Source organism: Saccharopolyspora sp. NFXS83 (assembly GCF_026241095.1).
Lineage (GTDB): Bacteria > Actinomycetota > Actinomycetes > Mycobacteriales > Pseudonocardiaceae > Saccharopolyspora_C.
This window is the reverse complement of record NZ_JAPFGB010000015.1, coordinates 99,154-121,134: the sequence shown is the minus strand read 5'-3', so window position 1 is coordinate 121,134 and position 21,981 is coordinate 99,154. Positions and strand designations below refer to the sequence as shown.

At 71.7% G+C, this 21,981-nt stretch carries 16 protein-coding genes and 1 tRNA gene; 4 read left to right on the top strand and 13 right to left on the bottom strand.

The genetic code is table 11. From position 1 onward, the window contains the following. Positions 1 to 94: 94 nt before the first annotated feature. Both OOZ19_RS17875 and OOZ19_RS17870 read right to left on the bottom strand, forming a co-directional pair. A complete protein-coding gene (locus tag OOZ19_RS17875; protein ID WP_266091246.1) occupies positions 95 to 1,048 on the bottom strand; it encodes a Ppx/GppA phosphatase family protein in 954 nt (317 codons plus the stop codon). A gap of 239 nt (positions 1,049 to 1,287) precedes the next feature. Then, a complete protein-coding gene (locus OOZ19_RS17870; protein ID WP_266091245.1) occupies positions 1,288 to 2,994 on the bottom strand; it encodes a lytic transglycosylase domain-containing protein in 1,707 nt (568 codons plus the stop codon). A gap of 326 nt (positions 2,995 to 3,320) precedes the next feature. On the opposite strand from OOZ19_RS17870, the gene OOZ19_RS17865 reads away from it, so the two are divergent. After that, on the top strand, positions 3,321 to 5,003 hold the full coding sequence (locus OOZ19_RS17865) for an isovaleryl-CoA dehydrogenase (RefSeq protein ID WP_266091244.1): 1,683 nt from the start codon (positions 3,321 to 3,323) through the stop codon (positions 5,001 to 5,003). A 40-nt stretch (positions 5,004 to 5,043) separates the two neighbouring features. Here the strand turns inward: OOZ19_RS17865 and OOZ19_RS17860 are convergent, their stop codons facing one another. The 3 genes from OOZ19_RS17860 to eno are packed head-to-tail and all read right to left on the bottom strand — an operon-like array spanning position 5,044 to position 7,440. Continuing rightward, on the bottom strand, positions 5,044 to 5,541 hold the full coding sequence (locus OOZ19_RS17860) for a DUF501 domain-containing protein (RefSeq protein WP_266091300.1): 498 nt from the start codon (positions 5,539 to 5,541) through the stop codon (positions 5,044 to 5,046). Between the two features lie 4 nt (positions 5,542 to 5,545). Continuing rightward, entirely contained in the window at positions 5,546 to 6,097 is a 552-nt protein-coding gene (locus tag OOZ19_RS17855) for an FtsB family cell division protein (protein WP_266091242.1), read from the bottom strand. 56 nt (positions 6,098 to 6,153) lie between these two features. Next, complete coding sequence (gene eno / locus OOZ19_RS17850) at positions 6,154 to 7,440, bottom strand: phosphopyruvate hydratase (RefSeq protein ID WP_266091241.1); 1,287 nt, start codon at positions 7,438 to 7,440, stop codon at positions 6,154 to 6,156. Between the two features lie 266 nt (positions 7,441 to 7,706). On the opposite strand from eno, the gene OOZ19_RS17845 reads away from it, so the two are divergent. After that, complete coding sequence (locus OOZ19_RS17845; protein WP_266091240.1) at positions 7,707 to 8,084, top strand: tetratricopeptide repeat protein; 378 nt, start codon at positions 7,707 to 7,709, stop codon at positions 8,082 to 8,084. 82 nt (positions 8,085 to 8,166) lie between these two features. Here OOZ19_RS17845 and OOZ19_RS17840 read toward each other — a convergent pair whose 3' ends face one another. The 6 genes from OOZ19_RS17840 to mfd form a co-directional block, all read right to left on the bottom strand. After that, complete coding sequence (locus OOZ19_RS17840; protein ID WP_266091239.1) at positions 8,167 to 8,982, bottom strand: lytic transglycosylase domain-containing protein; 816 nt, start codon at positions 8,980 to 8,982, stop codon at positions 8,167 to 8,169. 121 nt (positions 8,983 to 9,103) lie between these two features. Next, on the bottom strand, positions 9,104 to 9,868 hold the full coding sequence (locus OOZ19_RS17835) for a lytic murein transglycosylase (RefSeq protein WP_266091238.1): 765 nt from the start codon (positions 9,866 to 9,868) through the stop codon (positions 9,104 to 9,106). A gap of 321 nt (positions 9,869 to 10,189) precedes the next feature. After that, positions 10,190 to 11,269, bottom strand: coding sequence for a nucleoside triphosphate pyrophosphohydrolase (locus tag OOZ19_RS17830; RefSeq protein WP_266091237.1), 1,080 nt, complete (start codon positions 11,267 to 11,269; stop codon positions 10,190 to 10,192). 189 nt (positions 11,270 to 11,458) lie between these two features. After that, entirely contained in the window at positions 11,459 to 12,391 is a 933-nt protein-coding gene (locus OOZ19_RS17825) for a SurA N-terminal domain-containing protein (RefSeq protein ID WP_266091236.1), read from the bottom strand. Between the two features lie 53 nt (positions 12,392 to 12,444). Continuing rightward, positions 12,445 to 14,073, bottom strand: a complete 1,629-nt coding sequence (locus OOZ19_RS17820; RefSeq protein WP_266091235.1) for an LCP family protein — start codon at positions 14,071 to 14,073, stop codon at positions 12,445 to 12,447. Positions 14,074 to 14,319: 246 nt separating this feature from the next. Further along, a complete protein-coding gene (gene mfd, locus OOZ19_RS17815) occupies positions 14,320 to 17,937 on the bottom strand; it encodes a transcription-repair coupling factor (RefSeq protein ID WP_266091234.1) in 3,618 nt (1,205 codons plus the stop codon). 282 nt (positions 17,938 to 18,219) lie between these two features. On the opposite strand from mfd, the gene OOZ19_RS17810 reads away from it, so the two are divergent. Further along, entirely contained in the window at positions 18,220 to 19,407 is a 1,188-nt protein-coding gene (locus OOZ19_RS17810; protein ID WP_266091233.1) for a PQQ-dependent sugar dehydrogenase, read from the top strand. 254 nt (positions 19,408 to 19,661) lie between these two features. Here OOZ19_RS17810 and OOZ19_RS17805 read toward each other — a convergent pair whose 3' ends face one another. Further along, a complete protein-coding gene (locus OOZ19_RS17805; protein WP_184484644.1) occupies positions 19,662 to 20,258 on the bottom strand; it encodes a TetR/AcrR family transcriptional regulator in 597 nt (198 codons plus the stop codon). Positions 20,259 to 20,599: 341 nt separating this feature from the next. Further along, on the bottom strand, positions 20,600 to 21,565 hold the full coding sequence (locus OOZ19_RS17800) for an acyl-CoA desaturase (RefSeq protein WP_266091232.1): 966 nt from the start codon (positions 21,563 to 21,565) through the stop codon (positions 20,600 to 20,602). 314 nt (positions 21,566 to 21,879) lie between these two features. Here OOZ19_RS17800 and OOZ19_RS17795 point away from each other — a divergent pair. Next, positions 21,880 to 21,950, top strand: a tRNA-Gln gene (locus OOZ19_RS17795). Positions 21,951 to 21,981: the final 31 nt, after the last annotated feature.

Genomic DNA, 21,981 nt, shown 5'->3' with positions numbered 1-21,981 from the left:
ACCCGTAGTGGCTCGTCACAAATCCGTCACTTTCTGGTTCGATCCAGAAACGAAGCCATCCACAGCCCGGAGGCGGGCGACCACACTGTGAGAACTAGCTGATAGACAGGGCGATGCCGTCGAGGATGTCGTGCTCGGAGACCGACATCACGCGGATCCCGGCGCGTTCGGCCAGCTCATCGGCGATGACCTTGACGACGAGCGCTCCGCCGCTGATCACGTCGACTCTCCCGGGATGCATGGAACCGATCGCGGCGCGTTCTTCATGAGTCATCGTCAACAGCTCCGAAGTCGTTTCTTCGAGCTGTTTCTGGGATAAACGGGAAAGGTGAATTGCCGCCGGATCGTAGTCCGGCAAGTTCTGCGCCACTGCGGACAGCGTGGTGACCGTTCCGGCCACTCCGACCCAGGTTCGAGCGCCGGAGGCGTCGACCGCCGCGAAGGCGTCGTCCAGGATCTCGCGGGCGACCCGCTCGGCCTCGGCGACGTCCTTCTCGGACGCCGGATCGGTGTGCAGGCAACGCTCCGTGAGCCGCACGCAGCCGATGTCGGCGGAGTAGGCCGCCTCGATCTCGGCCTGCGCGCCGTCCCAGCGGCCCACGACCAGCTCGGTCGAGCCGCCGCCCACATCGGTGACCACGAACGGGCCGTCGGAGGGGTCGAAGTCACCGACCGCGCCGATGAACGACAGCCGCGCCTCCTCGTCGCCGGTGATCACCTCGGCGTCCACGCCGAGCGTGTCGCGGACCATCGCGAAGAAGTCCTCGCGGTTCGCCGCGTCGCGGGTGGCGGAGGTCGCGACCATCCGGACCCGCTCCACGCCCTTGCGCCGCGCGATCGCGGCGTAGTCCACGAGCGCCGCGCGGGTGCGCTCCAGCGCCTCCTCAGCGAGCCTGCCGGTGGCGTCCACGCCCTGACCGAGCCGCACGACGCGCATCTCGCGGTGCACGTCCCGCAGGTCGTGGGCACCGTCGAAGCTCGTGGTCACGTCTGCCACCAGCAGCCGGATCGAGTTCGTTCCGCAGTCGATCGCGGCCACCCGTGACATGGGGTACTCCTTGCTCTGGTCGGTGCTCCGAGGCGGCGCGCGGTCGTCCCGTCCTCGATCGGCGACCACGCTAGCGGCTGCCCCGAATCGACGTGCGCGGACTCACCGATGGCGTGTCGGCACCGCGGGCCTACGAGATCATCACCGACCAGGGTGAACGCCGTCGACCCCTGCGCAGCCGGGCCCCACGAACCGGGCGCACCGGCTCAGCACCGAAACTCGACCACCTGATCGGATGATCACGAGGCGGGCTTGAACTCCGCGGGGACCTCGCACGGCTCCAGCGGTCCGGGCGTCGCGGACTCCACGAACACGACCTCGCCGGGGATCGCGGTGTGCGGGTCGGTGGTGCCGGGCTCCAGCCGGGTGCCCGCGGTCTCGGCCTGCTCGCGCAGGACGAACCGGCCCTCGTCGAGCGCGGTGACCTCGCACCGGGACGGCACCGGCTCCGAGGTGACCGGCGTGCTCGGCTCGGTGGAGGTTCCGCCCTGGCTCGGCGCCGCCGACTCGGGCAGGTGCGAGGGCTCGGTGGACGGGCTCGTCGACGACTCCGCCGGTTCTGAAGTCGATGCGGCGGGCGGCTCCGCGGACGGAGGTGTCGCCGCGTCCGCCGGAGGAGGCGGGACCGGCTGCGATCCGGACGGCTCGGGCGGCTGCGATCCGGTAGGCGGCGTCGTCGCCGAGCCGGGAGCCGTGGTCGACGCGTCCGGGCCGGGCGACGTCGACTCCGGCGGCACCTCGGACGCGGGCGGAACCGGGGGTGCGACGTCGTCGGACGACGGCGGGGCGTGGGGCGCGGGCGGAGCCTCGGTGGACGGCGGCCGTTCGACGGGCGGCGCCCCCTCGTGCGGCGGCACCTCGCTCGGCGGGGGCTCCGCGGCATCCGGGCCCTCCGAACCGGGCGGCAGGGCCGAGCCGGCGTCGGTGGGCGGCGCGACCTCGGCCTCGCCGCTCTCCGGCGGACGCGCCGCGCCGGGCCCCGGTTCGACGTCCACCGGCCCGCCCGAGGCACCCGGCCACGTGGGGCGCACGTCCACCGCCGGTTCCGGCGGCGCGGCGGGCGACGGCGGGGTCAGCGCCGACGCTCCTGGGTCGATGTCCTCCGGCGAGGCTGCCACCGGGCGCTCCGACTGCGCGGCGGGCAACCGGCTGCCCGCCAGCACGTCGTGCCCGTCGACCTCCGGCAGCGGTTCCAGCGGCAGCGGGAACGCCCCGCCCGCGTAGGCGTCCGCCCAGCGCAGCACGGTGCGCACGTAGTCGTCGGAGTGGTTGTAGCGGAACACGGCCTCGGCGAGCGCGCGCGGTTCCCGCAGGTCCGCGGCACCGTCGCAGAGGTAGGCGCCCGCGGTGGCCGCCGCGTCGTGCACGTTGTGCGGGCTGAGCTCGCCGTCGTCGTTGCCGTCGATGGCGAACTTGTTCCAGGTGCCCGGGATGAACTGCATGGCGCCGACGGCGCGGTCCCACACCGGGTCGCCGTCGAGGGTGCCGCCGTCGGTGTCCGGGATGGCGGCGACGCCGGGCCCACCGCTGAGCCGCGGCCCGAGGATCGCCGAGAGGGTGGTGCCGTTGACGTCGATCTCCCCACCGCGGGCGTGCCCGGATTCGACGCGGCCGATGGACGCGAGCACCGACCAGTGCACCCTGCAGCCGGGGTGCGATTCGGCGAGCCGGTCGGCGGCGCCGACGTAGGCGGCCATCATCGGTTCGGGGATGTCGAGGCGTCCGCGCGGCGCGTCGTCGGGCGGGCCGGGCATCCGCTGCGGTCGTCCGGCGAGGTCGAGCACGTGCGCGCCGGGTTCCCTGGTCTGCGGGAGGTGTCCGCTGGCGCCGTAGAGGCCGCCCTCCGGCGAGGACTCGGCGCTGCCGTCGCGCACGGTGGGCGGCGGCAGGGAGAGCAGGGTGCTGGATGCGGCGACGAGGAGCAGCGTGGGCGTGAGTGCCGTCACCGCCCGCCACCTGCGCCGGTTCCGGCGGCGAGCGGTGGGACGGGTGTTGCGAACTGCCACGGTGCCTCCAGCCCCCACGAGATCGTCCGCGCTCGGGCATCGCCCCAGCGGTGGATCCGTCACCACGGTGGCACGAAGCGGCTCATTGCGACTCTCGCGCTCACTCCAACGAGTGGCATTAATAGTAAGTTCGATCATGCACTGTGATCACTAATGACTGATCGAGTCACTTCGGACACGATGGAGTGGATCTCCACTCCCGCGGGCACCACGACAAGATCGCGAAGGCTACTCAACGGTAGCCACTGTGACCTACTCTGCGGGGCATGATGCTCAGCGGCGAGCCTCGCTCCAGCTCCTCCCGCCCCGCGGACCCGGACACCGGACGCTGGTCCACCCACCGCGTGACCAACCAGCCGCCGCCGCTCGACGGCTTCGACCCGCTGGCCTGCGACCCGGCGCTGCACGACGCGATCACCCGGTGCGCCGGGGCCGACGCGCTGCCCGGGCTGCGGGCGCTCGCCGCCGAAGCCGGTTCCACCGCCGTCCGCGCGCACGGCCGCGCCGCCAACGACAACCCGCCCGCGCTGCGCACCCACGACCGCTACGGCCACCGAGCCGACGAAGTCGACTTCCACCCGTCCTGGCACCACCTGATGGAGCGCGCCGTCCACCACGGGCTGCACGCCGCTCCCTGGGCACCGGACGCGGGTCCCGGCGCGCACGCCCGCCGGGCCGCCGGTTTCTACCTCTGGTCGCAGGCCGAGGCCGGGCACGGCTGCCCGATCTCGATGACCTTCGCCGCCGTCCCCGCGCTGCGGCACTCCCCGGCGCTCGCCCAGCAGTACGAGCCGGGCCTGCGCTCCACGACGTACGACTTCGGGCTGCGGCCCGCCGCGACCAAGGCCGGGTTGCTGGCGGGCATGTCGATGACCGAGAAGCAAGGCGGCTCGGACGTGCGCGCCAACAGCACCGCGGCCGAACCGCTCGCCGACGGCACCTACCGGCTCACCGGGCACAAGTGGTTCACCTCGGCGCCGATGAACGACCTGTTCCTCACCTTGGCGCGCACCTCCGGCGGGCTGAGCTGCTTCGTGCTCCCGCGGGTGCTGCCCGACGGCAGGCGCAACGAGATCCGGCTGCAGCGGCTCAAGGACAAGCTCGGCAACAAGTCCAACGCCTCCGCCGAACTCGAGTACACCGGCGCGCTCGGACACCTCGTCGGGGAGGAGGGCCGCGGCGTGCGCTGCATCATCGAGATGGTCTCGATGACGCGGCTGGACTGCGTGCTCGGCTCGGCGGCGAACATGCGGATCGCGCTGTCCGAGGCCGCGCACCACGTCCGGCACCGCAGCGCGTTCGGCGCACCGCTGGCCGACGCACCGCTGATGCGGGCGGTGCTCGCGGACCTGGCGCTGGAATCGGAGGCGGCGACGGCGCTCGCGCTGCGACTGGCGGCGGCCGTCGACGCGCAGGCCGACCCCGCCGAGCGCGCCCTGCTGCGGCTGGCGCTGCCCGCGGCGAAGTTCCACGTGTGCAAGCGCGCCTCGACCGCGGTCGCCGAATCGCTGGAATGCCTCGGCGGCAACGGGTACGTCGAGGAATCGGGACTTCCGCGGCTCTACCGGGAGGCACCGCTGATGTCGATCTGGGAGGGCTCCGGCAACGTCACCGCGCTCGACGTGCTGCGCGCGCTGGAGAAGCAGCCCGAAACGGCGGCGGCGCTGCTCGCCGAGCTCGACACCGCCCGCGACTGCGACGCCCGCTACGACGAGGCGCTGGCACGGCTGCGGGCGGAACTGGCCGAGCCGAACCCCGTCCGGGCCCGGCGCCTGGCCGAGCTGATCGCGCTGACCCTGCAGGCCGCGCTGCTGCTGCGGCACGCGCCGAACGAGGTCGCGGACGCCTTCGTGGCTACCCGGCTGGTCCCCGACACGGGACGCTCCTTCGGCACCATCCCGGACGGCCTCGGCATCGACCTGCTCGACCGCGTCACGCCCGTGAGCTGATCACCGGCCGCCGGGCCGCCCCCACTCGGCGAGGGGCGGTTCACCGAGCGGGATCGGTGCTCGGCTTCTCCGGCCAGCGGCGCTCGATGATCTCCAGCGCCTCGTCGCCGAACGGGTTCACGCCGGGGCCCTTGGCCAACGAGTGCGCCACGTGGACGTGCAGGCACTTCACCCGGTCCGGCATGCCGCCAGCGGTGACCTGGGTGCTCAGCGACTCGATCGCGTCCCGCTCGGCCAGGTACGCCTCGTGCGCCTCGGTGTAGCGCCGCGCCAGCTCGGGGTCCTCGGCTAGCCGGTCCTGCATCTCCCGCATCAGGCCCTCGGCCTCCAGCGTGGAGCAGTGCCCCGTCAACCTCGGCGAGGTCAAGTAGTACAAGGTCGGGAACGGCGTGCCGTCCTCCAGGCGCGGGTTGGTCTGCACGACGGTGGGTTCCCCCGCCCCGTCGCGCGCCGCGACCGCGCGCAGACCGCGCGGCGGCCTGCCCAGCTGGCGGGCGATGCTGTCCCGGTCGCTCGCGGCGACCGTCGAAGTGTTGATCACGTCAGTTCCCTGTCAGCGACTTCCACAGATCCGAATACCAGGCACCGTCGTCCTCCGGTGCCGGAGTCGCCGGCGGCGCCGTCGGTCGGCCGGGCAGTTCCACGATGTACGGCGTCTCGCCGGGCCGAACGTAACCCAGCCGGGAGCGGGCCTCGGCTTCCACCCGCTCCGGGTCGGACAGCTGCTCCTTGCGCATCTCCAGTTCCCGCACCTGCTGGGTGAGCTCGGTGCGGTGCTGCTCCTGCGCGGCCAGCTCGCCGCGCTGGCTCAGGTAGGTGCGCAGCGGCACGGACACGCTCAGCGCCATCGCGCACAGCAGCAGCGCCAGCAGCGCGGCGCGCCTGGTCGACGAGAGCTTGAACGCGCCCGCCGTCTCCGACCGGGACTTGTTCTTCGGCCGCGGCCGGGAACCAGCTTGGGCTCCCGGCCGCGTCCCGGACCGCTTCGCAGGGGTCTGCGCATCCGAACGGCGCTTCGCGCCGTTCCCGCGCGTCGAGGAGGCCGTGCCTGCCCGACGGCGCTGCTGTCGATCAGAAGATCGCCCGCTCGGCATCGTCCGCACCTGTCGTCGTGGTCACCCGGTCGTTCCGACCGCTGGTGACCAGGATGTCACGCCTCGATGTTGAGCCGCGGGAAAGCCAGTTCACCCGCGTAGCGGGCGGCGTCCCCGAGCGCTTCCTCGATGCGCAGCAACTGGTTGTACTTGGCGACCCGCTCGCTGCGCGCCGGGGCACCGGTCTTGATCTGGCCGCAGCCGGTGGCCACCGCGAGGTCGGCGATGGTGGTGTCCTCGGTCTCGCCGGAGCGGTGGCTCATCATGCTCTTGTAGCCGCAGGAGTTGGCCAGGTTGACCGCGTCCAGAGTCTCCGAGAGGGTGCCGATCTGGTTGACCTTGACCAGCAGCGCGTTGCCCGCGCGGCGGTTGATGCCCTCTTCGAGGCGCTCCGGGTTGGTGACGAACAGGTCGTCGCCGACCAGCTGCACGCGCTCGCCGAGCTCGTTGGTCAGCTGCACCCAGCCGTCCCAGTCGTCCTCGCCCAGCGGGTCCTCGATGGAGACCAGCGGGTAGTTGTCGAGCAGCTCGGTGTAGTAACCGGTCATCTGCTCGGCGCTGCGCTTGGCCTTCTCGAAGGTGTAGGCGCCGTCCTCGAAGAACTCGGTGGCGGCCACGTCGAGCGCGAGCACGATGTCGGTGCCCAGCTTGAAACCGGCCTTGTCCACGGCGACGGCGATGAGGTCCAGCGCCTCGCGGTTGTTCGGCAGGTCCGGGGCGAAACCGCCCTCGTCGCCGAGGCCGGTGGGCAGGCCCTTGGCCTTGAGCACCGACTTCAGCGCGTGGTAGGTCTCCGCGCCCCAGCGCAGCGCGTCGGAGAAGGAGTCCGCGCCGACCGGGGCGATCATGAACTCCTGCACGTCCACACCGGTGTCGGCGTGGGCACCGCCGTTGAGGATGTTCATCATCGGGACCGGCAGCACGTGCGCGTTCGGACCGCCGACGTAGCGGAACAGCTCCAGCCCCGCGGAGTCCGCCGCGGCCTTGGCTACCGCCAGCGAGGCGCCGAGGATCGCGTTGGCGCCCAGCCGGGACTTGCCGGGGGTGCCGTCGAGGTCGACGAGCTTCTGGTCCACCACGCGCTGCTCGGTCGCGTCGAGACCGGCCAGCTCGGGGCCGATCTCGTCCAGCACCGCTTCCACGGCCTTCTCGACGCCCTTGCCGCCGTAGCGCTCGGCGTCGCCGTCCCGCAGTTCGACCGCCTCGTGCTCACCGGTGGAGGCGCCCGAGGGGACCGCGGCGCGGGCCAGCGTGCCGTCTTCCAGTGCCACTTCGACCTCGACGGTGGGGTTACCGCGCGAGTCCAGGATCTCGCGGGCGCCGACCTGCTCGATGATCGCCACGTGTGCTCCTAACCAGGGTTTGAGGTATGGGCGGCCCGCCCGCCTCGCCGTTGGACGCGCGAGCGGGCGCCGAACGCCCGACGACCGACCATGAGCCTATCGGTGACGTCGGCGTCGACGCGGCCGACTTGGTGTGTCGTGCGCCCCGCCCATCCGGATCGATCAGGTCACCACGGGGCGTGATCACCACATGCTGGGACGTTGGCCGATAACATCCGCTCGGACGTCGATAAGCACCGGGGCCGGCACGTACCGTTGTTCGCGTCATGAGCAGCGAAGGCACCGTTGAAGCGTTCCGCCGGGCGGAGAGCCTGGTAGCCCAGCGCCGACCTTGGGAAGCTCTCCGCGCACTGCAACCCGTACTCGACATCGCCGAGGACAAGCCCTCCGTGCAGTTGCTGCTCGGCCGGGCCTACCTGTTCTCCGCTCAATTCCGCCGGGCCGAGCTCGCGTTCCTGCGGGTGATCGAACTCGACCCGTCCGACCACTACGCCCGGCTGGTCCTGGGCCGCACGCTCCAGCGGCAAGGCCGGCTCCAGGAAGCCCGCAGCCAGGTGAAGATGGCGGCGACGATGAATCCCGTTCCCGCCTACCAAGAGGCACTGGGCGAGATCAACGCCAGGCTGGCCCGCCGCGACGGCTGACCGCGGCCCGCCGAGCACGTCGTGCCCGGCGGACCGCGGTGATCCGGACGCGGCGCGCTCGTCCTCGTGGGAGGGCCGAGGGTCAGTGCCGCCTGCTGGCGGCCTTCGAATAGCTCTCGGCGATCGCGTAGACCTTCTGCCCGTACTCGACGGAGTTGTTGTACGACATCACCGCGCCCCACCAGCCGTCGCCGGTGGTCAGGTCGCGCCCGCTGGAGCACAGGTAGCGCCCGGCGGCCATCGCCGCGTCGTCGAGGTTCTGCGGGTCGCCGAGCCCGTCGCCGTTGCCGTCGGTGGCCCACTTCCGCCAGGTCGACGGAATGAACTGCATCGGCCCGACCGCGCGGTCGTGGGTGGCGTCGCCGTCCAGCGCGCCGCCGTCGGTGTCACCGATGGCCCGCACGCCGGGAGTGCCGTCCAGCGCGATCCCGATGATCGGCTGCGAGGGCAGCGCGTCGTCGCCGAGCACCCGGTTCCCGTAGCGGCCGTGGTTGGACTCGATGCGGCCGATCCCGGCGATGGTGGCCCAGGAGATCCGGCAGTCCGGCTCGTACTGGCGCATCGCCAGGTCCGCGTTGACGTAGGCGAGCAGCGCGCGGGACGGCACGTCGACCACGGAGGCCACCTGGTCCGCCCACTCCCGCACGGGGTCTTCGCCGAAGGGCGCGGGCTGTTGGACGGGTTCCTGCGCGAGCGGCGCGGCGGAGCCGGGCAGGACCGGTGCCGGTTCCACGACCTGTTCCGGTGGCGGACCGGCTTCGGGCGCGGCCTCCGGACGGCTCAGGGTCGCGGCCAGCGCGACACCGGCTCCCATCGCGGCTACGAGGGCCAGCGCAACGGCCAACCGCCCGATGGCGGCGACTACGCCACGCAGCCGGGATGCGGTGGGGACGGTCACGCGATCAGGTTACTTGGCGGTATCCGGGAGAACTAGGAGCGAGCACAAATCGACCAACTTCCGGATACGACCGCACCCAGCGGAAACCCGTCCCGCCGCACGGGAGATCAAGAGCGGGGACTCATCGTCCGCCCTCCGCGCTCAGGGTCCGGCTGGTCTTGCCGTAGTGGTCGGCGTGGTCGAGCACGTCCTGGCCGTAGTCGTGGCTCTCGTTGTAGTCGAGCAACGCCGCCCAGAACCGGTCCGGGTCGTTCATGTCGCCGCCGACGGTGCACAGGTACTGCGCCGCGGCCAGCGCCGCGTCGTCGATGTCGTGCGGGTCCGCGACGCCGTCGCCGTCCGCGTCGGAAGCCCACCGCTCCCAGGTCGTGGGGATGAACTGCAGCGGCCCGATGGCCCGGTCGAACACCGGGTCGCCGTCCAGCCGTCCGCCGTCGGTGTCGTCGATGCGCTTGACGCCGTGGCTGCCGTCCAGCGGCAGGCCGATGATCGGCACGCTCGGCCTGCCCGTCTCGTCCAGGCGAGCGCCGTTGAACCGGCCGTGGCTGGATTCGATGGCGCCGATGCCCGCGAGCGTCGTCCAGCCCAACCCGCAACCCGGATGGCTGGTCTCCGCCGCGCGGGCCGCGTAGCCGTAGGCCTGCAGAGCGGCTCGGGGGATGTTGAGCTCGTCGGACATCGACTCCGACCAGGCTTCGAGCTGGAGCTGCGGTCGTTCGGTGGTCGGCAGCGGCGGGGTGCCCGCGGGCAGGACCGACAGCGGTGGCGGGGTGACGCCGCTGTCCGGGGGCGCCACCGCGGTGGGGGGATCGGCCTGCACGCTCGGCTGCGTCTGCTGGCGAGAACTGCTCGGTTCCGAGCCGCACGAGACGAGCAGTGCGATCATCGGTACCACTCCGGCGAGCCGCCATGGTCTGCACGTGCTCAGTTGCTGCGACACGAATGCCCTCCCTCTCCCACTCCAGTGTGCACATGTCGGGTCGTGTTCAGTGGCGAACCGGACTTTTCGCACGTTGCGATGCGAGCACCGACCAGGACAACGATTCCGCGGGTCTCGCGGTACGCCCAGCGAGACCACGCCAAGCCATTCGTCCACTGAGGACAAATTGAGACGATCTTCGCAGGTGGCGACCCATCAAGCCGTCGATCCTCGAAACCGGGCCGAATCCGCCCGCGGCGTTGCGCGGACGAAGGCCGGGATTCCGCCTCACTCCCCGGCGGCGGTGTTCCAGTACCGGCTCCACTGCGCGGAGCTGAGCCCGTGCGGGTCCTGACCATCTGCCCGCGCGGCGGCCTCGGCGTCCCGGACCCGACCGGCGAAGGCGAGCGCGGCGGCCCGCAGGTCGTCCTCCGGATCATCTCCAGCCAGCCTGGCGCGGGCGACGAGGTCGAACAAGACCGCACCGGGTGATTCCCCGACGGCGACCAGTGCGCGCGGCACTCCGGCTCGCTCGGCCCGCTGCACCAGCTTCGCCGCCAGCGCGGCGGCCGGCTGACCGGTCGCAACACCGTCCACGATGGACTCCCGCTGCTTCTCCCGTTGCTTGAGCTCATCCCAGCGCAGCTGCTGGGACTCCGCGTCGTGCACGGACTCGAACTCGGTGAACACGTGCGGGTGCCGGGACACCAGCTTGCCCACCAGGTCGGCGGCCACCTCGTCCACCCCGAACGGCTCGGTGGCGTCCTCGGCGGCGATCCGGGCGTGGAACAGGACCTGCAGCAGCACGTCGCCCAGCTCCTCGCGCAACGACGGGCGGTCCTGCTGGTCGATCGCGTCGAGCAGCTCGTAGGTCTCCTCCACCAGGTAGCGGCGCAGCGAATCGTGGTCCTGCTCCGCGTCCCACGGGCAGCCGCCCGGCGAGCGCAACCGATCCATCACCGTCACGGCGTCCAGCAGCTCGACGCCCACCGGCGGATGCGAACCGAGCAACGCCGCACCGGCTCCGCGCAACGCCTGCACCTGCGCCGATGCCAGGTCCGGCGCGAACAGGACGACCGGCTCCCGCGCGGCCTGCGCCAGCAGCGCTTCCGCGGCAGGGGCCACGGGCTCGTCGAGCGCCTCGACCGTCGCGGCCGAGAGCCCCGGTGCGACGTAGACCGCCGCGGCACGGCGCAGCGCGGGCACCGCCGCCGCCGGGATCACGTCCCCGAGGCGGTCGTCCACGACGACCACCGCCGACCCCGGAACCAACGGTTCGGATGGGGAATCCGCGCTCGCCCCGAACGCCCCGGACGGGGTGTTCGAACGGTCGCCGGTCACGTGGTCCGCCGAACGTGCACTCTGCATGGTGCGATTGTCGCAACCACGATTCTCGTCCTCGCCGCAACGCTTGATCCATATCGCCGAGCCTGCCCCCGGCGCACCGACGCACCCCGTCCGACACACCGGCGCGTCACTCCATGCGGGTGATCTTCGGCGGCCGGGCGGCTCACCGGTATCGGCACGGCCGCCCGAAATCCGGCCGCGGACCGGCGATCAGGACCGGTCGGTGGCGGGGAAGACGAACCCGATCGTCTCGTCCTCGTTCGGAGCCGCCGCCAACGCGAGCTGGTCCCAGACGCCGTAGCGCGGGCTCAACTCGACACCGACCCGCTGGGCGGTCACCCGCAGCAGCTGATCGCCGAAGGACTGCATCCGCATCTCGTCCCCACCGGCCGCGCTCGGCGCGGGCGGTGCCGGGGCGACGTCGCGCCGCTTGATCCGCACCACCGACCACTGGCCGGACTGCGGTTGCAGCTCGAAGGCCATCGCGGTGCCCGCTCGCGCACCGAACAGCGGAGTACCCGCCGCCAGGTCGGGCACGTCCGCGGAACGCAGCCGCTGATCGGCCGCCGCGCCCTGCCCGGCCTGCTGATCGGCGGTGACGACGGCGGTGGACTCCGCGTCGCTCCGCGCCATCCGCCGCGCCTTCTGCTCCGCCTCACCGCGGGTGGCGGCGGAGGTGACGTCGTAAGTGATGGAGATCCGGTCGATGTAGCGGCGGCCGAGCTCGGCGGTCAGCAGCTTGCTGCGCACCACGGCCGCCATGTCGTCGGCGGTGTAGATCTGCCCGGCGCTGGCGGCCTGCTCGCCGCCGGCGGAGTCGATCACTTCGCGGACCCGCCGCTCGTCCACCCGCAGGCCCTCGTCCTTCGCGGCCTGGTCCACCAGCGCCCGGCGCGCCAGGTCACCGGCGAGCCTGCGGCCGAACTCGCCGAGCTGCTCCTGCTCCGCGAGCTGCGCCTTGGCCTCCGGCTCCTTGTCCAGCACGGCGCGGTACCGGCCCTGCACCTCGCTGACCGGGATCCGCGCGTCGCCCACCAAGGCAGCCGCACCGACCCGGCCGGGTTCGACACCACAACCGGCGAGCAGCGCGCAGGAGAGCGCGACCAACGCGAGCGGACGGAGGCGGGAGATGACGGAGCTCACAGCGATCACCCTCTCACGAGATCATCTCGGGGTGAACCCTCATCCTCGCCCCGTCAGTTCACGCAAGGCACCCCGCCCGCGGTGATCGGCTGGGTCGGGGCCTGCGCCCGCTGGAGCCCGTCGAGGCGAAGCGGGCGCGCACCGGCGAAGTTCTGCGCCCCCGGCCCCTCGTAGTCCGAGCCCAGGTACACCTCGACGCTGCCGGACTCCACGGAGCCGCTGGTGCGCACCGGCAAGCCGCCGAGCGCCTCGGCGACCTGCTCGCCCGCGGCCTCCTCGCCCGCCGCCACCCGCACCGACGACGAGCTCATCGACTCGGCGTTCCCACTGGTACCGGAGCGGAACCCCTCCCCGGTGAGGCGTTCCAGAACGCTCGCGGCGAGCCCCGTGACGCCGGAAGCGTTGTAGACGCTCACCGTCGTCTTCGACGGGCTCTCGCTCGTCGGTTCCTCCGACGAGGTCTCGGACTGCGAGGTCTGCTCCTGCGGAGCGCGCTCCGCCTGCTGGCGCACCGCCCGTTCCTGCGGGGACAGCAGCAGGTTCGCCACGAACCGCTGCACCTCCGCTTCGTCGACCGTCACCTTCTCCTTCCCGGATTCCCCGACCAGCTCCACCGGGATGGTCTGGAACTCGATGTCGCCGCCCGCGATGCCCTGCATCCGCTGCGCGAAGTCCATGACGTCCCAGCCCGAGTCGAGCACCACCGACTTCCGCAGCGCCGCCATCAGCTCCCCGAGCTTCACCGGGTTGCTCAACGTTCCGGCGGACAGGATCTTGTTCGCCAGCCCCGACATGAACACCTGCTGGCGCACCACGCGATCCAGGTCGGTGCGCGGCAGCCCGTACCGCTGGCGCACGAAGGACAACGCGTCCCCACCGGAGATCGTCTGCGGCCCGGCGGAGAACACCGCGCCGGAGTGCTCACTGTCGTCCACGTCGTTGAGCAGGCACACGTCCACGCCGCCGACGGCCTTGGTGATCTCGTAGAACCCGAGCAGGTTCACCTCGGCGTAATGGTCGATGGTCACGCCGGACAGGTCCTCGATCGTCTCGATCAGGAATTTCTGCCCCGCGGTCCGCGCCTGCCGCTCCTGCTCCTTCGGATCGGTCACGCCGTCGCTCTCCAACTGCTCCAACGCGGCCATGCGCTCGGTGTTGTAAGCCTCCGTGAGCTTGTGCTCGCCGTGCCCGTTGCCGAGGCTGACCTGCGTGTCGCGGGGGAAGGACACGGCGCTGGCGCGCTCACCACCGTTGGGGATGCGCATCAGGATCATCGTGTCGGTGAGGTTGCCGCTCTCGTCGGTGGTGCGCAGCTCGCGCAGCACCTCCTCGGACAGCGGGTTCCCCTCCGCATCGGTGCGGCTGTCGTTGCCGACGAGCAGGACGTCGACGGCGCCGTCCGGGGCGCTGACCCCGCCACCGATCACGTCGCTCCCGGTGATCCCACCGGTCCAGCCGTTGAGCGTGCCCCACGCGTACGCGCTGGTGCTGAGGATCGCGACGGACAGCAGGGCGATCAGCGTGCGGCCGAACACCCGCCCGGCGCGTCGCTTGGGCCTGCGGCGATCCCGGTCGTCCGCGCGCGGTACGACGGGTCGGCGGACCGTGGTCTCCTCACCGAGCCGTGACGGCCCTGGACGACGCGGAGAACTCGGCCGCCGCTGCCCTCTCGCACGATCCACACCGCGTCCTTTCCCCTGCCGGCAGAACCAGGCGACACGTCGAACCGGCGAGTCCGCCCACGGATTCAGACGTCCCACGCACGCGTTGGTTGCCCGGTGGCGATTTTTGACCACCGATCGGCCGACTCCCCGATCGGCAGATCGTGCCGAAATCGGATGAAAGAACGGTTATCCGAACGTTTCCGCCACCGAACGCGTCCTGATCATGCCGGGCGCGGCGCCCCCTCGCCAGCTGCGAGAGGCCGATCAGACGGCGGCGGGGCGACCGGCCAACGAGGTGAGCAGGTCGGCGCACCAGTCCAGCAGCGCCTCGTCGCGCAGCTGCGGCGCTCCGATGCGGCCACCGGCCGCGCCCTCCGTCGGCCGGGGAACCGACACCGTGCGGACCGTCGCCTTGTAGACGGCCTTCGGGTACAGGCGCTTGAGGCGCATCTGCTGGGAATCGGCCAACTCCATCGGCGCGATGCGCAGCGAGGAGCCCTGCAAGGTCACCTCGGTGACGCCGTGCTCGCGGCACACCTGGCGGAACGTGGCGACCTTGAGCAACCGCTGCACCGGCTCCGGCAGCGGGCCGTAGCGGTCTTCCAGCTCGGCGCGCACCGCGTCCAGCGCGGTCTGATCACCGGCGGCGGCGATCTTGCGGTACGCCTCCAGCCGCAGCCGCTCACCCGGCACGTAGTCGTGCGGGATGTGCGCGTCGACCGGCAGATCCACCCGCACCTCGGCCAGTTCCCGTTCCAGGTCACCGGTTTCCGCGCCCGCGTGCTGCTTGAACGCCTCGACGGCCTCGCCGACCAGCCGCACGTACAGGTCGAACCCGACGCCCGCGATGTGCCCGGACTGCTCGGCGCCGAGGATGTTGCCCGCGCCGCGGATCTCCAGGTCCTTCATCGCCACGGCCATGCCGGCGCCCAGCTCCGAGTTCTGCGCGATCGTCGCGAGCCGGTCGTGCGCGGTGTCGGTGAGCGGCTTCTCGCCGGGGTACAGGAAGTACGCGTAGCCGCGCTCGCGAGCGCGCCCGACGCGACCGCGCAGCTGGTGCAGCTGGGAGAGCCCGAGCATGTCCGAGCGCTCCACGATCAGCGTGTTCGCGTTCGAGATGTCCAGCCCGGTCTCGACGATCGTGGTGCACACCAGCACGTCGTGCTCGCGCTCCCAGAACCCCTGGATGATCTTCTCCAGGCGGTCCTCGTTCATCTGGCCGTGCGCGGTGACGATCCGCGCCTCCGGCACCAGCTCGCGCAGCGACCGGGCCGCCTTCTCGATCGTCGAGACGCGGTTGTGCACGAAGAACACCTGGCCGTCGCGCAGCAGCTCGCGGCGGATCGCGGCGCCGACCTGCTTCTCGTCGTAGGCGCCGACGTAGGTGAGCACCGGATGCCGCTCCTCCGGCGGGGTGAGGATCGTGGACATCTCCCGGATGCCCGCCATGCTCATCTCCAGCGTCCGCGGGATGGGCGTCGCCGACATCGTCAGCACGTCCACGTGGGTGCGCAGCGCCTTGATGTGCTCCTTGTGCTCGACGCCGAAGCGCTGCTCCTCGTCGACGATGACCAGGCCGAGGTCCTTGTAGCGCACACCGGTCTGCAACAACCGGTGCGTGCCGATCACGACGTCCACCGAGCCGTCGGCGAGACCCTGCACCGTCTGCTCCGACTCCCGCGGATCGGTGAACCGGGACAAGCCCTTGATCGTCACCGGGAAGGAGCGCATCCGGTCGGCGAAGGTGTTCAGGTGCTGCTGCGCCAGCAGCGTCGTCGGCACCAGGACCGCGACCTGCTTGCCGTCCTGCACGGCCTTGAACGCGGCGCGCACCGCGATCTCCGTCTTGCCGTAGCCCACGTCGCCGCAGATCACCCGGTCCATCGGAACGGGCCGCTGCATGTCCGACTTGGCCTCGTCGATCGCCGCCATCTGATCACCGGTCTCGGTGTACGGGAAGGCGTCCTCCAGCTCCCGCTGCCACGGGGTGTCCGGACCGAACGCATGACCGGGGGCGGACTGGCGCGCGGCGTAGAGCTGCACCAGTTCGGCGGCGATCTCCTTGACCGCCTTGCGCGCCTTGGCCTTGGTGTTCTTCCAGTCGGAGCCGCCGAGCTTGTTCAGCGTCGGCAGCTCGCCGCCGACGTAGCGGGAGACCTCGTCGAGCTGGTCGGTGGGCACGAAGAGCCGGTCGCCGGGCTGCCCGCGCTTGCTGGAGGCGTACTCCAGCACCAGGTACTCGCGGGTCGCGCCGCCGACGGTGCGCTGCACCATCTCCACGTACTTGCCGATGCCGTGCTGCTCGTGCACCACGAAGTCACCGGCCTTCAACGCCAGCGGGTCCACCGCGTTGCGCCGCCGCGACGGCATCCGGCGCATGTCCTTGGTTGACGTGCCACCGCGACCGCCGGTCAGGTCGGTCTCGGTGAGCACCACCAGGCCCACCCCTGGTGCGGCGAACCCGTCCTCCAGGTCGCCTCGCACCACCGTGATCACACCGGTCTCCGGCTCGCCCGCGATCCCCTCGGCGGCGTGGCGCACCGGCAGGTCGCCGTCGCGGAACTGCTGGACCGCCCGTTGCGCGGTGCCCTGACCCGGCACCACCAGCACGGCGGCGCCACCGGAGGCGGTGTGCGCGCGCAGATCGGCGAACGCGCGTTCCACCTCACCGCGGTACGCCTCGACCTGCTTGAGGCCCAGGTGCACCACGCCGTCGTCCGCGCTGTCGCTGCTGAGCTGGGTCAACGTCCACCAGGGCAGGCCGATCTCCCGGGTGCGCTCGGCGACTTCCGCGAGCCCGCGGTACGCCGACGCCCCCAGGTCGATGGGGGCCTTGCCGCCGTCGGCGGCGACCATCCAGGACGCCTCGAGGAACTCCTGGCCGGTGCGCACCAGGTCCGCGGCCCGTGCCCGCACCTTCTCCGGATCCGACAGCAGCACGTGCGTGCCGTCCGGGACGAGTTCGGTGAGCAGCCGCATCTCGCCTTCGCACAGCGCCGGGATCAGCGCCTCCATGCCCTCCACGGCGGCACCACCGGCGATCTTGCCGAGCATCTCGGCTAGCTGCGCGTCGGCCGTGTGCTGCCGCGCCAGTTCCTCCGCGCGCTCCGCCACCTCGGGCGTGATCAGCAGTTCCCGGCAGGCGGGGGCGTAGAGCAGGGTGTCCGGGGCGTCCGGCAGGGACCGCTGGTCGGCGACCGAGAACGGGCGGATCTCGGTGACCTCGTCACCCCAGAACTCCACGCGCAGCGGGTGCTCCACCGTCGGCGGGAACACGTCGACGATGCCGCCGCGCACCGCGAACTCGCCGCGCTTCTCCACCATGTCGACGCGGCCGTAGGCGAGGCCGGCGAGCCGTTCCACCAGCTGCTCGAAGTCGTGCTCGTCGCCCAGCGCGAGCCGCACCGGGGCCAGTTCCCCCAGGCCCGGCGCGATCGGCTGGATCAGGCTGCGCACCGTCGTCACGAGCACCCGGACCGGGCCTTCCACGTGCTCCTCGGGGTGCGCGAGCCTGCGCAGCACCGCGAGCCTGCGCCCGACGGTGTCCGCGCGCGGGGACAGCCGCTCGTGCGGCAGCGTCTCCCAAGATGGGAACACCGCCACGCCGTCCGGGCCGATGAGGTCCTCCAGCGCCGCCGCAGTCTCCTCGGCCTCGCGGCCGGTCGCGGTCACCAGCAGCACCGGTGCCGCCGCCCCGGAGTCCGCGGCCAGCGCCGCCGTCGCGAGCGGGCGCGCTGCGACCGGGCCTTCCAGCTCCAGGTGCGGGCGGCCCGCCGACGACACGACGCGGCGGAAGGTCTCCTCCCGCAGCAGCGCGTCGAGCAGCCCGTGCAACGCGGCCGGAGCCGCATCCGTCGCCGTGGCAGGACCAGCCTGGGTCATCGCAATCCCTCGCACCGAGAAAACATCGCCGAACGCGCACAGACCCGTCCCCTGGACGACTGCTGCCGAGTCCGCGGGTGTGTCCGGCTCGCGAAAAGACCGACCTGCCGGGCGACCGCTCGCGACCGAGCCAGGACCGGCTCTCCCCAGGCGGACCACGCGATACCGGGTGACGGGAGTCGTCGTCCAGCCTACGACTCCGCACCGACACCGTCCGGCCGCCCCGCACCCGCTGCGCCGAGACGACCACGTGCGGTACCCGGCCGGTGCCACACTGTGGTGATGCGCGCTTGCCAAGTCGCCGCCCTCGCCCTGGTCACCCTGCTCGCGGCGTGCGGCGCACCGGATGGCGCGCCTCCCTCGCCCAGCACCCGGGCACCCGATCCGGTTCCGTCGACGTTGCGGGTGGAGGTCCTGGGCCGCGGTCTCGAACACCCGTGGGACGTCGGGTTCCTCCCGGACGGCACGGCGCTGATCGCGCAACGCCCCGGCAGGCTGGCGCTGCTGGCCGACACCAGTCCCGGCGCGCAGATCCGCCCGGTGCGCGCGGACCTCGACGACGTGCTCGCCGAAGGCGAAGGCGGCCTGCTGGGCCTGGTGGTGCACCCGGACTTCGCCGACAGCAGGCGGTTCGTCACCTGCCAGGCGCACCAGGAGGACGGGCGGGCCGTGGACGTGCGGCTGGTGACCTGGCGGCTCGCCGACGACGGCGGCAGCGCCGAGCGCGTCGGCAAGCCGCTGCTGACGGGGCTTCCGGTGAACACGAGCGGCAGGCACTCCGGCTGCCGACCGACCTTGGCCGAGGACGGCTCACTGCTGGTCACCACGGGCGACGCGGCCGATCCGCGGGCCGCGCAGGACCGCGCCGGGCTCGGCGGCAAGGTCCTGCGGATGGACCTCCGGACGGGCGAGCCCGCGCCCGGCAACCCGTTCCTCGGCGCGCCGAACCCCGTCGAGCGGCTGATCTTCAGCTACGGCCACCGCAACCCGCAGGGCATCGCTCCGCGCCCCGGCGGGCAGGTGTTCGCCGCCGAGCACGGACCGGACTCCGACGACGAGATCAACCTGCTGCGAGCGGGCGAGAACTACGGCTGGGACCCGTCGCGCGGCGGTCGCTCGGACACCTACGACGAGTCGGTGCCCATGACGGACCTGCGGCGGTTCCCGGACGCGGTGCCCGCGGTGTGGTCCTCGGGGCGCCCGACGGAGGCGGTGTGCGCGGCGACGTTCCTCACCGGGCCGCGGTGGGGCCGGTTCGACGGGATGCTCGCGGTCACCGCGCTGAAGGGCTCGAAGCTGCTGCTGTTCGGCCTCGACCCGGACGGGGCCGTGCGGGATGTGCTGGTGCCGCCGGAGCTCGACGGCCTGCACGGCAGGCTCCGCGCCGCCCGGCAGGGCCCCGACGGCGCCCTCTACATCACCACGTCCAACGGCACCGATGACCGGATCCTGCGCATCACCTCGGCGTGAGGCTCACGCCCCGCCGAAGCTCCGCTCGTACAGCACGTCCACGTCGAGCTCCACCGGAACGGGCGCGGCCTTCACCGTCGCGGGGTTCCCCGGATTCGACCACGCACGATTTCGCGTGCTCACCGCCGATGTGTTCGAAGCACACGATCGTCGGGAGCCCCGGCACCGGCTCGACCCGCCAGCAGAACGGGATCCCGGCGTTGGCGTAGGCGGCGGGCTCGACCATGCGGTGGCGGACCTCGTGCTGGCGCCGATCAGCGCCAGCTGCCGAGCTTGGGCTTGTGCTCCAAGTGGGAGAGGCCGTTCCAGGCGATGTTGACCAGGTGCGCGGCGACCTCGTCCTTCTTCGGCTTGCGCGCCTCCAGCCACCACTGGCCCACCAGCGCCACCATGCCCACCAGCGCCTGGCTGTAGAGCGGGGCCAGCTTCGCGTCGTAGCCCTTCGCGCTGAACTGCAGCCCGAGGATGTGCTCGACCTGGCTGGCGATGTCGTTGAGCAGCGACGAGAACGTGCCCGTCGTGCTGGCCACCGGCGAGTCGCGCACGAGGATGCGGAAGCCGTCGGTGGACGTGTCGATGTACTCCAGCAACGCCCCGGCGGCCTGCTCCAGCAGCGCCCGGGGGTGCCCGGCGGACAGCGCGGAGACCATCGAGTCGAGCAGCGCGCGCATCTCGCGATCGACGACGACCGCGTAGATGCCTTCCTTGCCGCCGAAGTGCTCGTAGACGACCGGCTTGGACACGCCGGCCCGGTGCGCGATCTCCTCGATGGAGGCGGCTTCGAAGCCCTTCTCGGCGAACAGCGCCCTGGCCACGTCGAGCAGCTGCTGCCGCCGTTCCTCACCGGTCATCCGGACTCGGGTCGTGCGCGCCGAACGGCGCCTCGTCTCCGAGTCCGGGGAGCTGCGCCTGCGCCGTCCCGCCACGTGGTCACCCTATCCGTGCGGGCCGGGATCGGTGCGAACCTCCCCGGAACGCCGCACACACCGTGGGGGATTCACCAGTGGAACCGCTCGGTTCCGGCGGGCCGACGGCGTCGAGGTCATCGCCTCATCAGCGGCGAAACCGATGAGCGGCGACCTCCACGCGCACCGGCACCACCGCGGTTTTCCGGGATCCTCCTCGCGATCACGCCGCGAGAAGGATCCCGGGGTCCGCCACCCGACCCGTGCTCCGAACCAGAGCGAGGGCGTCAGCCCTTGTAGTCGGTCACCGCGATCCGGGCCAGCCGCTTGTCGTTCGGCCAGCGGACCTTCCAGGCCCAGCCGACCTTCTCGAAGAACCAGATCACCCGCGCCGAGATGTCCAGCTGCCCGCGCAGCACCCCGTGCCGGGCGCAGGTCGGGTCGGCGTGGTGGGAGTTGTGCCAGGACTCGCCGAACGACACGATCGCCAGCGGCCAGAAGTTCGACGCCTTGTCGCGGCTCTTGAACGGGCGCTCACCGATCATGTGGCAGATCGAGTTCACCGACCACGTGATGTGGTGCAGCAGCGACGCGCGGACCAGCCCGGCCCAGAAGAAGCCGGTCAGCGCTCCCCACCAGGACCAGGTCAGCAGGCCGCCGAGCACGGCGGGCAGCACCAGGCTCAGCAAGGTCCACAGCGGGAACAGCTTGTTCAGGCGGACCAGCCGCTCCTCCTTGTGCAGGTCCGGCGCGAACCGCTCCTCGTTGGTCATGTTGCGGTCGAACAGCCAGCCCATGTGCGCGTGCCAGAAGCCCTTGGCCAGCGCCCCCGGCGTGCTGCCGAAGCGCCACGGCGAGTGCGGGTCGCCCTCGCGGTCCGAGTAGGCGTGGTGCCGACGGTGATCGGCCACCCAGGTGATCACCGGCCCCTGCAGCGAGGTCATGCCCGCGATGGCGAGGGTGGCGCGGACCGGCCAGTTGGACTTGAACGACCCGTGCGTGAACAGCCGGTGGAACCCGACGGTCACGCCGAGCCCGCTGAACACGTAGAAGAAGGCCGCGAGGCCGACGTCCACCCAGCCCAGGCCCCAGCCCCAGGCGAACGGGACGGCCGCGATCAGCGCGACGCACGGGATCAGGACGAATGCGTAGACGAGGAACTGGGCGAGTCGGGGACGGCTGCCCGCCGTCAGCGGTTTCGGTCCGGTCTCGGCGCCGGAAGCCTCAGGAGCAACGTCGGTCGCTGCGGTCATACTCACTACCTCAACTGGGTCGGGTGGCGGAAAACGGTCGGCAGAGCCGGGAAATCCGGCGTCGACCCCGCAGATCCTACGGGACCGTAACCTACGCAAGCGTAAGTTGGTGGATGCGCAATCGTCACCCCCCGGCGACGGAATTACGGCGTGTCGCCACCTGTCGGGCGTGTCCGAATCGACCGTTGCTGATCGTTCGTGCACCCGTGGGAGCGATCACGCTGGACGGGCATGCCACGATGTCGACTGGGCGGACACGGTCGACCGGCGTGGCGGTAAGCTCTGGCGCCGGGTCCGCGGACCACATCGCCCGATCCGCCGTGGTGTAAAGGCAGCACCTCAGATTTTGGTTCTGATGGTCCAGGTTCGAGTCCTGGCGGCGGAGCAACGGTCCCCGCGGGCGAACCTGGTAGGAC

Excerpts from the sequence above, each read along its gene's own strand:
- OOZ19_RS17845 (WP_266091240.1), top strand. The coding sequence starts at position 7,707 with ATGAGCAGCGAAGGCACCGTTGAAGCGTTCCGCCGGGCGGAGAGCCTG.
- OOZ19_RS17810 (WP_266091233.1), top strand. The coding sequence starts at position 18,220 with ATGCGCGCTTGCCAAGTCGCCGCCCTCGCCCTGGTCACCCTGCTCGCG.
- OOZ19_RS17830 (WP_266091237.1), bottom strand. The coding sequence starts at position 11,269 with ATGCAGAGTGCACGTTCGGCGGACCACGTGACCGGCGACCGTTCGAAC.
- OOZ19_RS17835 (WP_266091238.1), bottom strand. The coding sequence starts at position 9,868 with ATGATCGCACTGCTCGTCTCGTGCGGCTCGGAACCGAGCAGTTCTCGC.
- OOZ19_RS17875 (WP_266091246.1), bottom strand. The coding sequence starts at position 1,048 with ATGTCACGGGTGGCCGCGATCGACTGCGGAACGAACTCGATCCGGCTG.
- OOZ19_RS17855 (WP_266091242.1), bottom strand. The coding sequence starts at position 6,097 with ATGCCGAGCGGGCGATCTTCTGATCGACAGCAGCGCCGTCGGGCAGGC.
- mfd (WP_266091234.1), bottom strand. The coding sequence starts at position 17,937 with ATGACCCAGGCTGGTCCTGCCACGGCGACGGATGCGGCTCCGGCCGCG.
- OOZ19_RS17865 (WP_266091244.1), top strand. The coding sequence starts at position 3,321 with ATGATGCTCAGCGGCGAGCCTCGCTCCAGCTCCTCCCGCCCCGCGGAC.
- OOZ19_RS17805 (WP_184484644.1), bottom strand. The coding sequence starts at position 20,258 with ATGACCGGTGAGGAACGGCGGCAGCAGCTGCTCGACGTGGCCAGGGCG.
- OOZ19_RS17800 (WP_266091232.1), bottom strand. The coding sequence starts at position 21,565 with ATGACCGCAGCGACCGACGTTGCTCCTGAGGCTTCCGGCGCCGAGACC.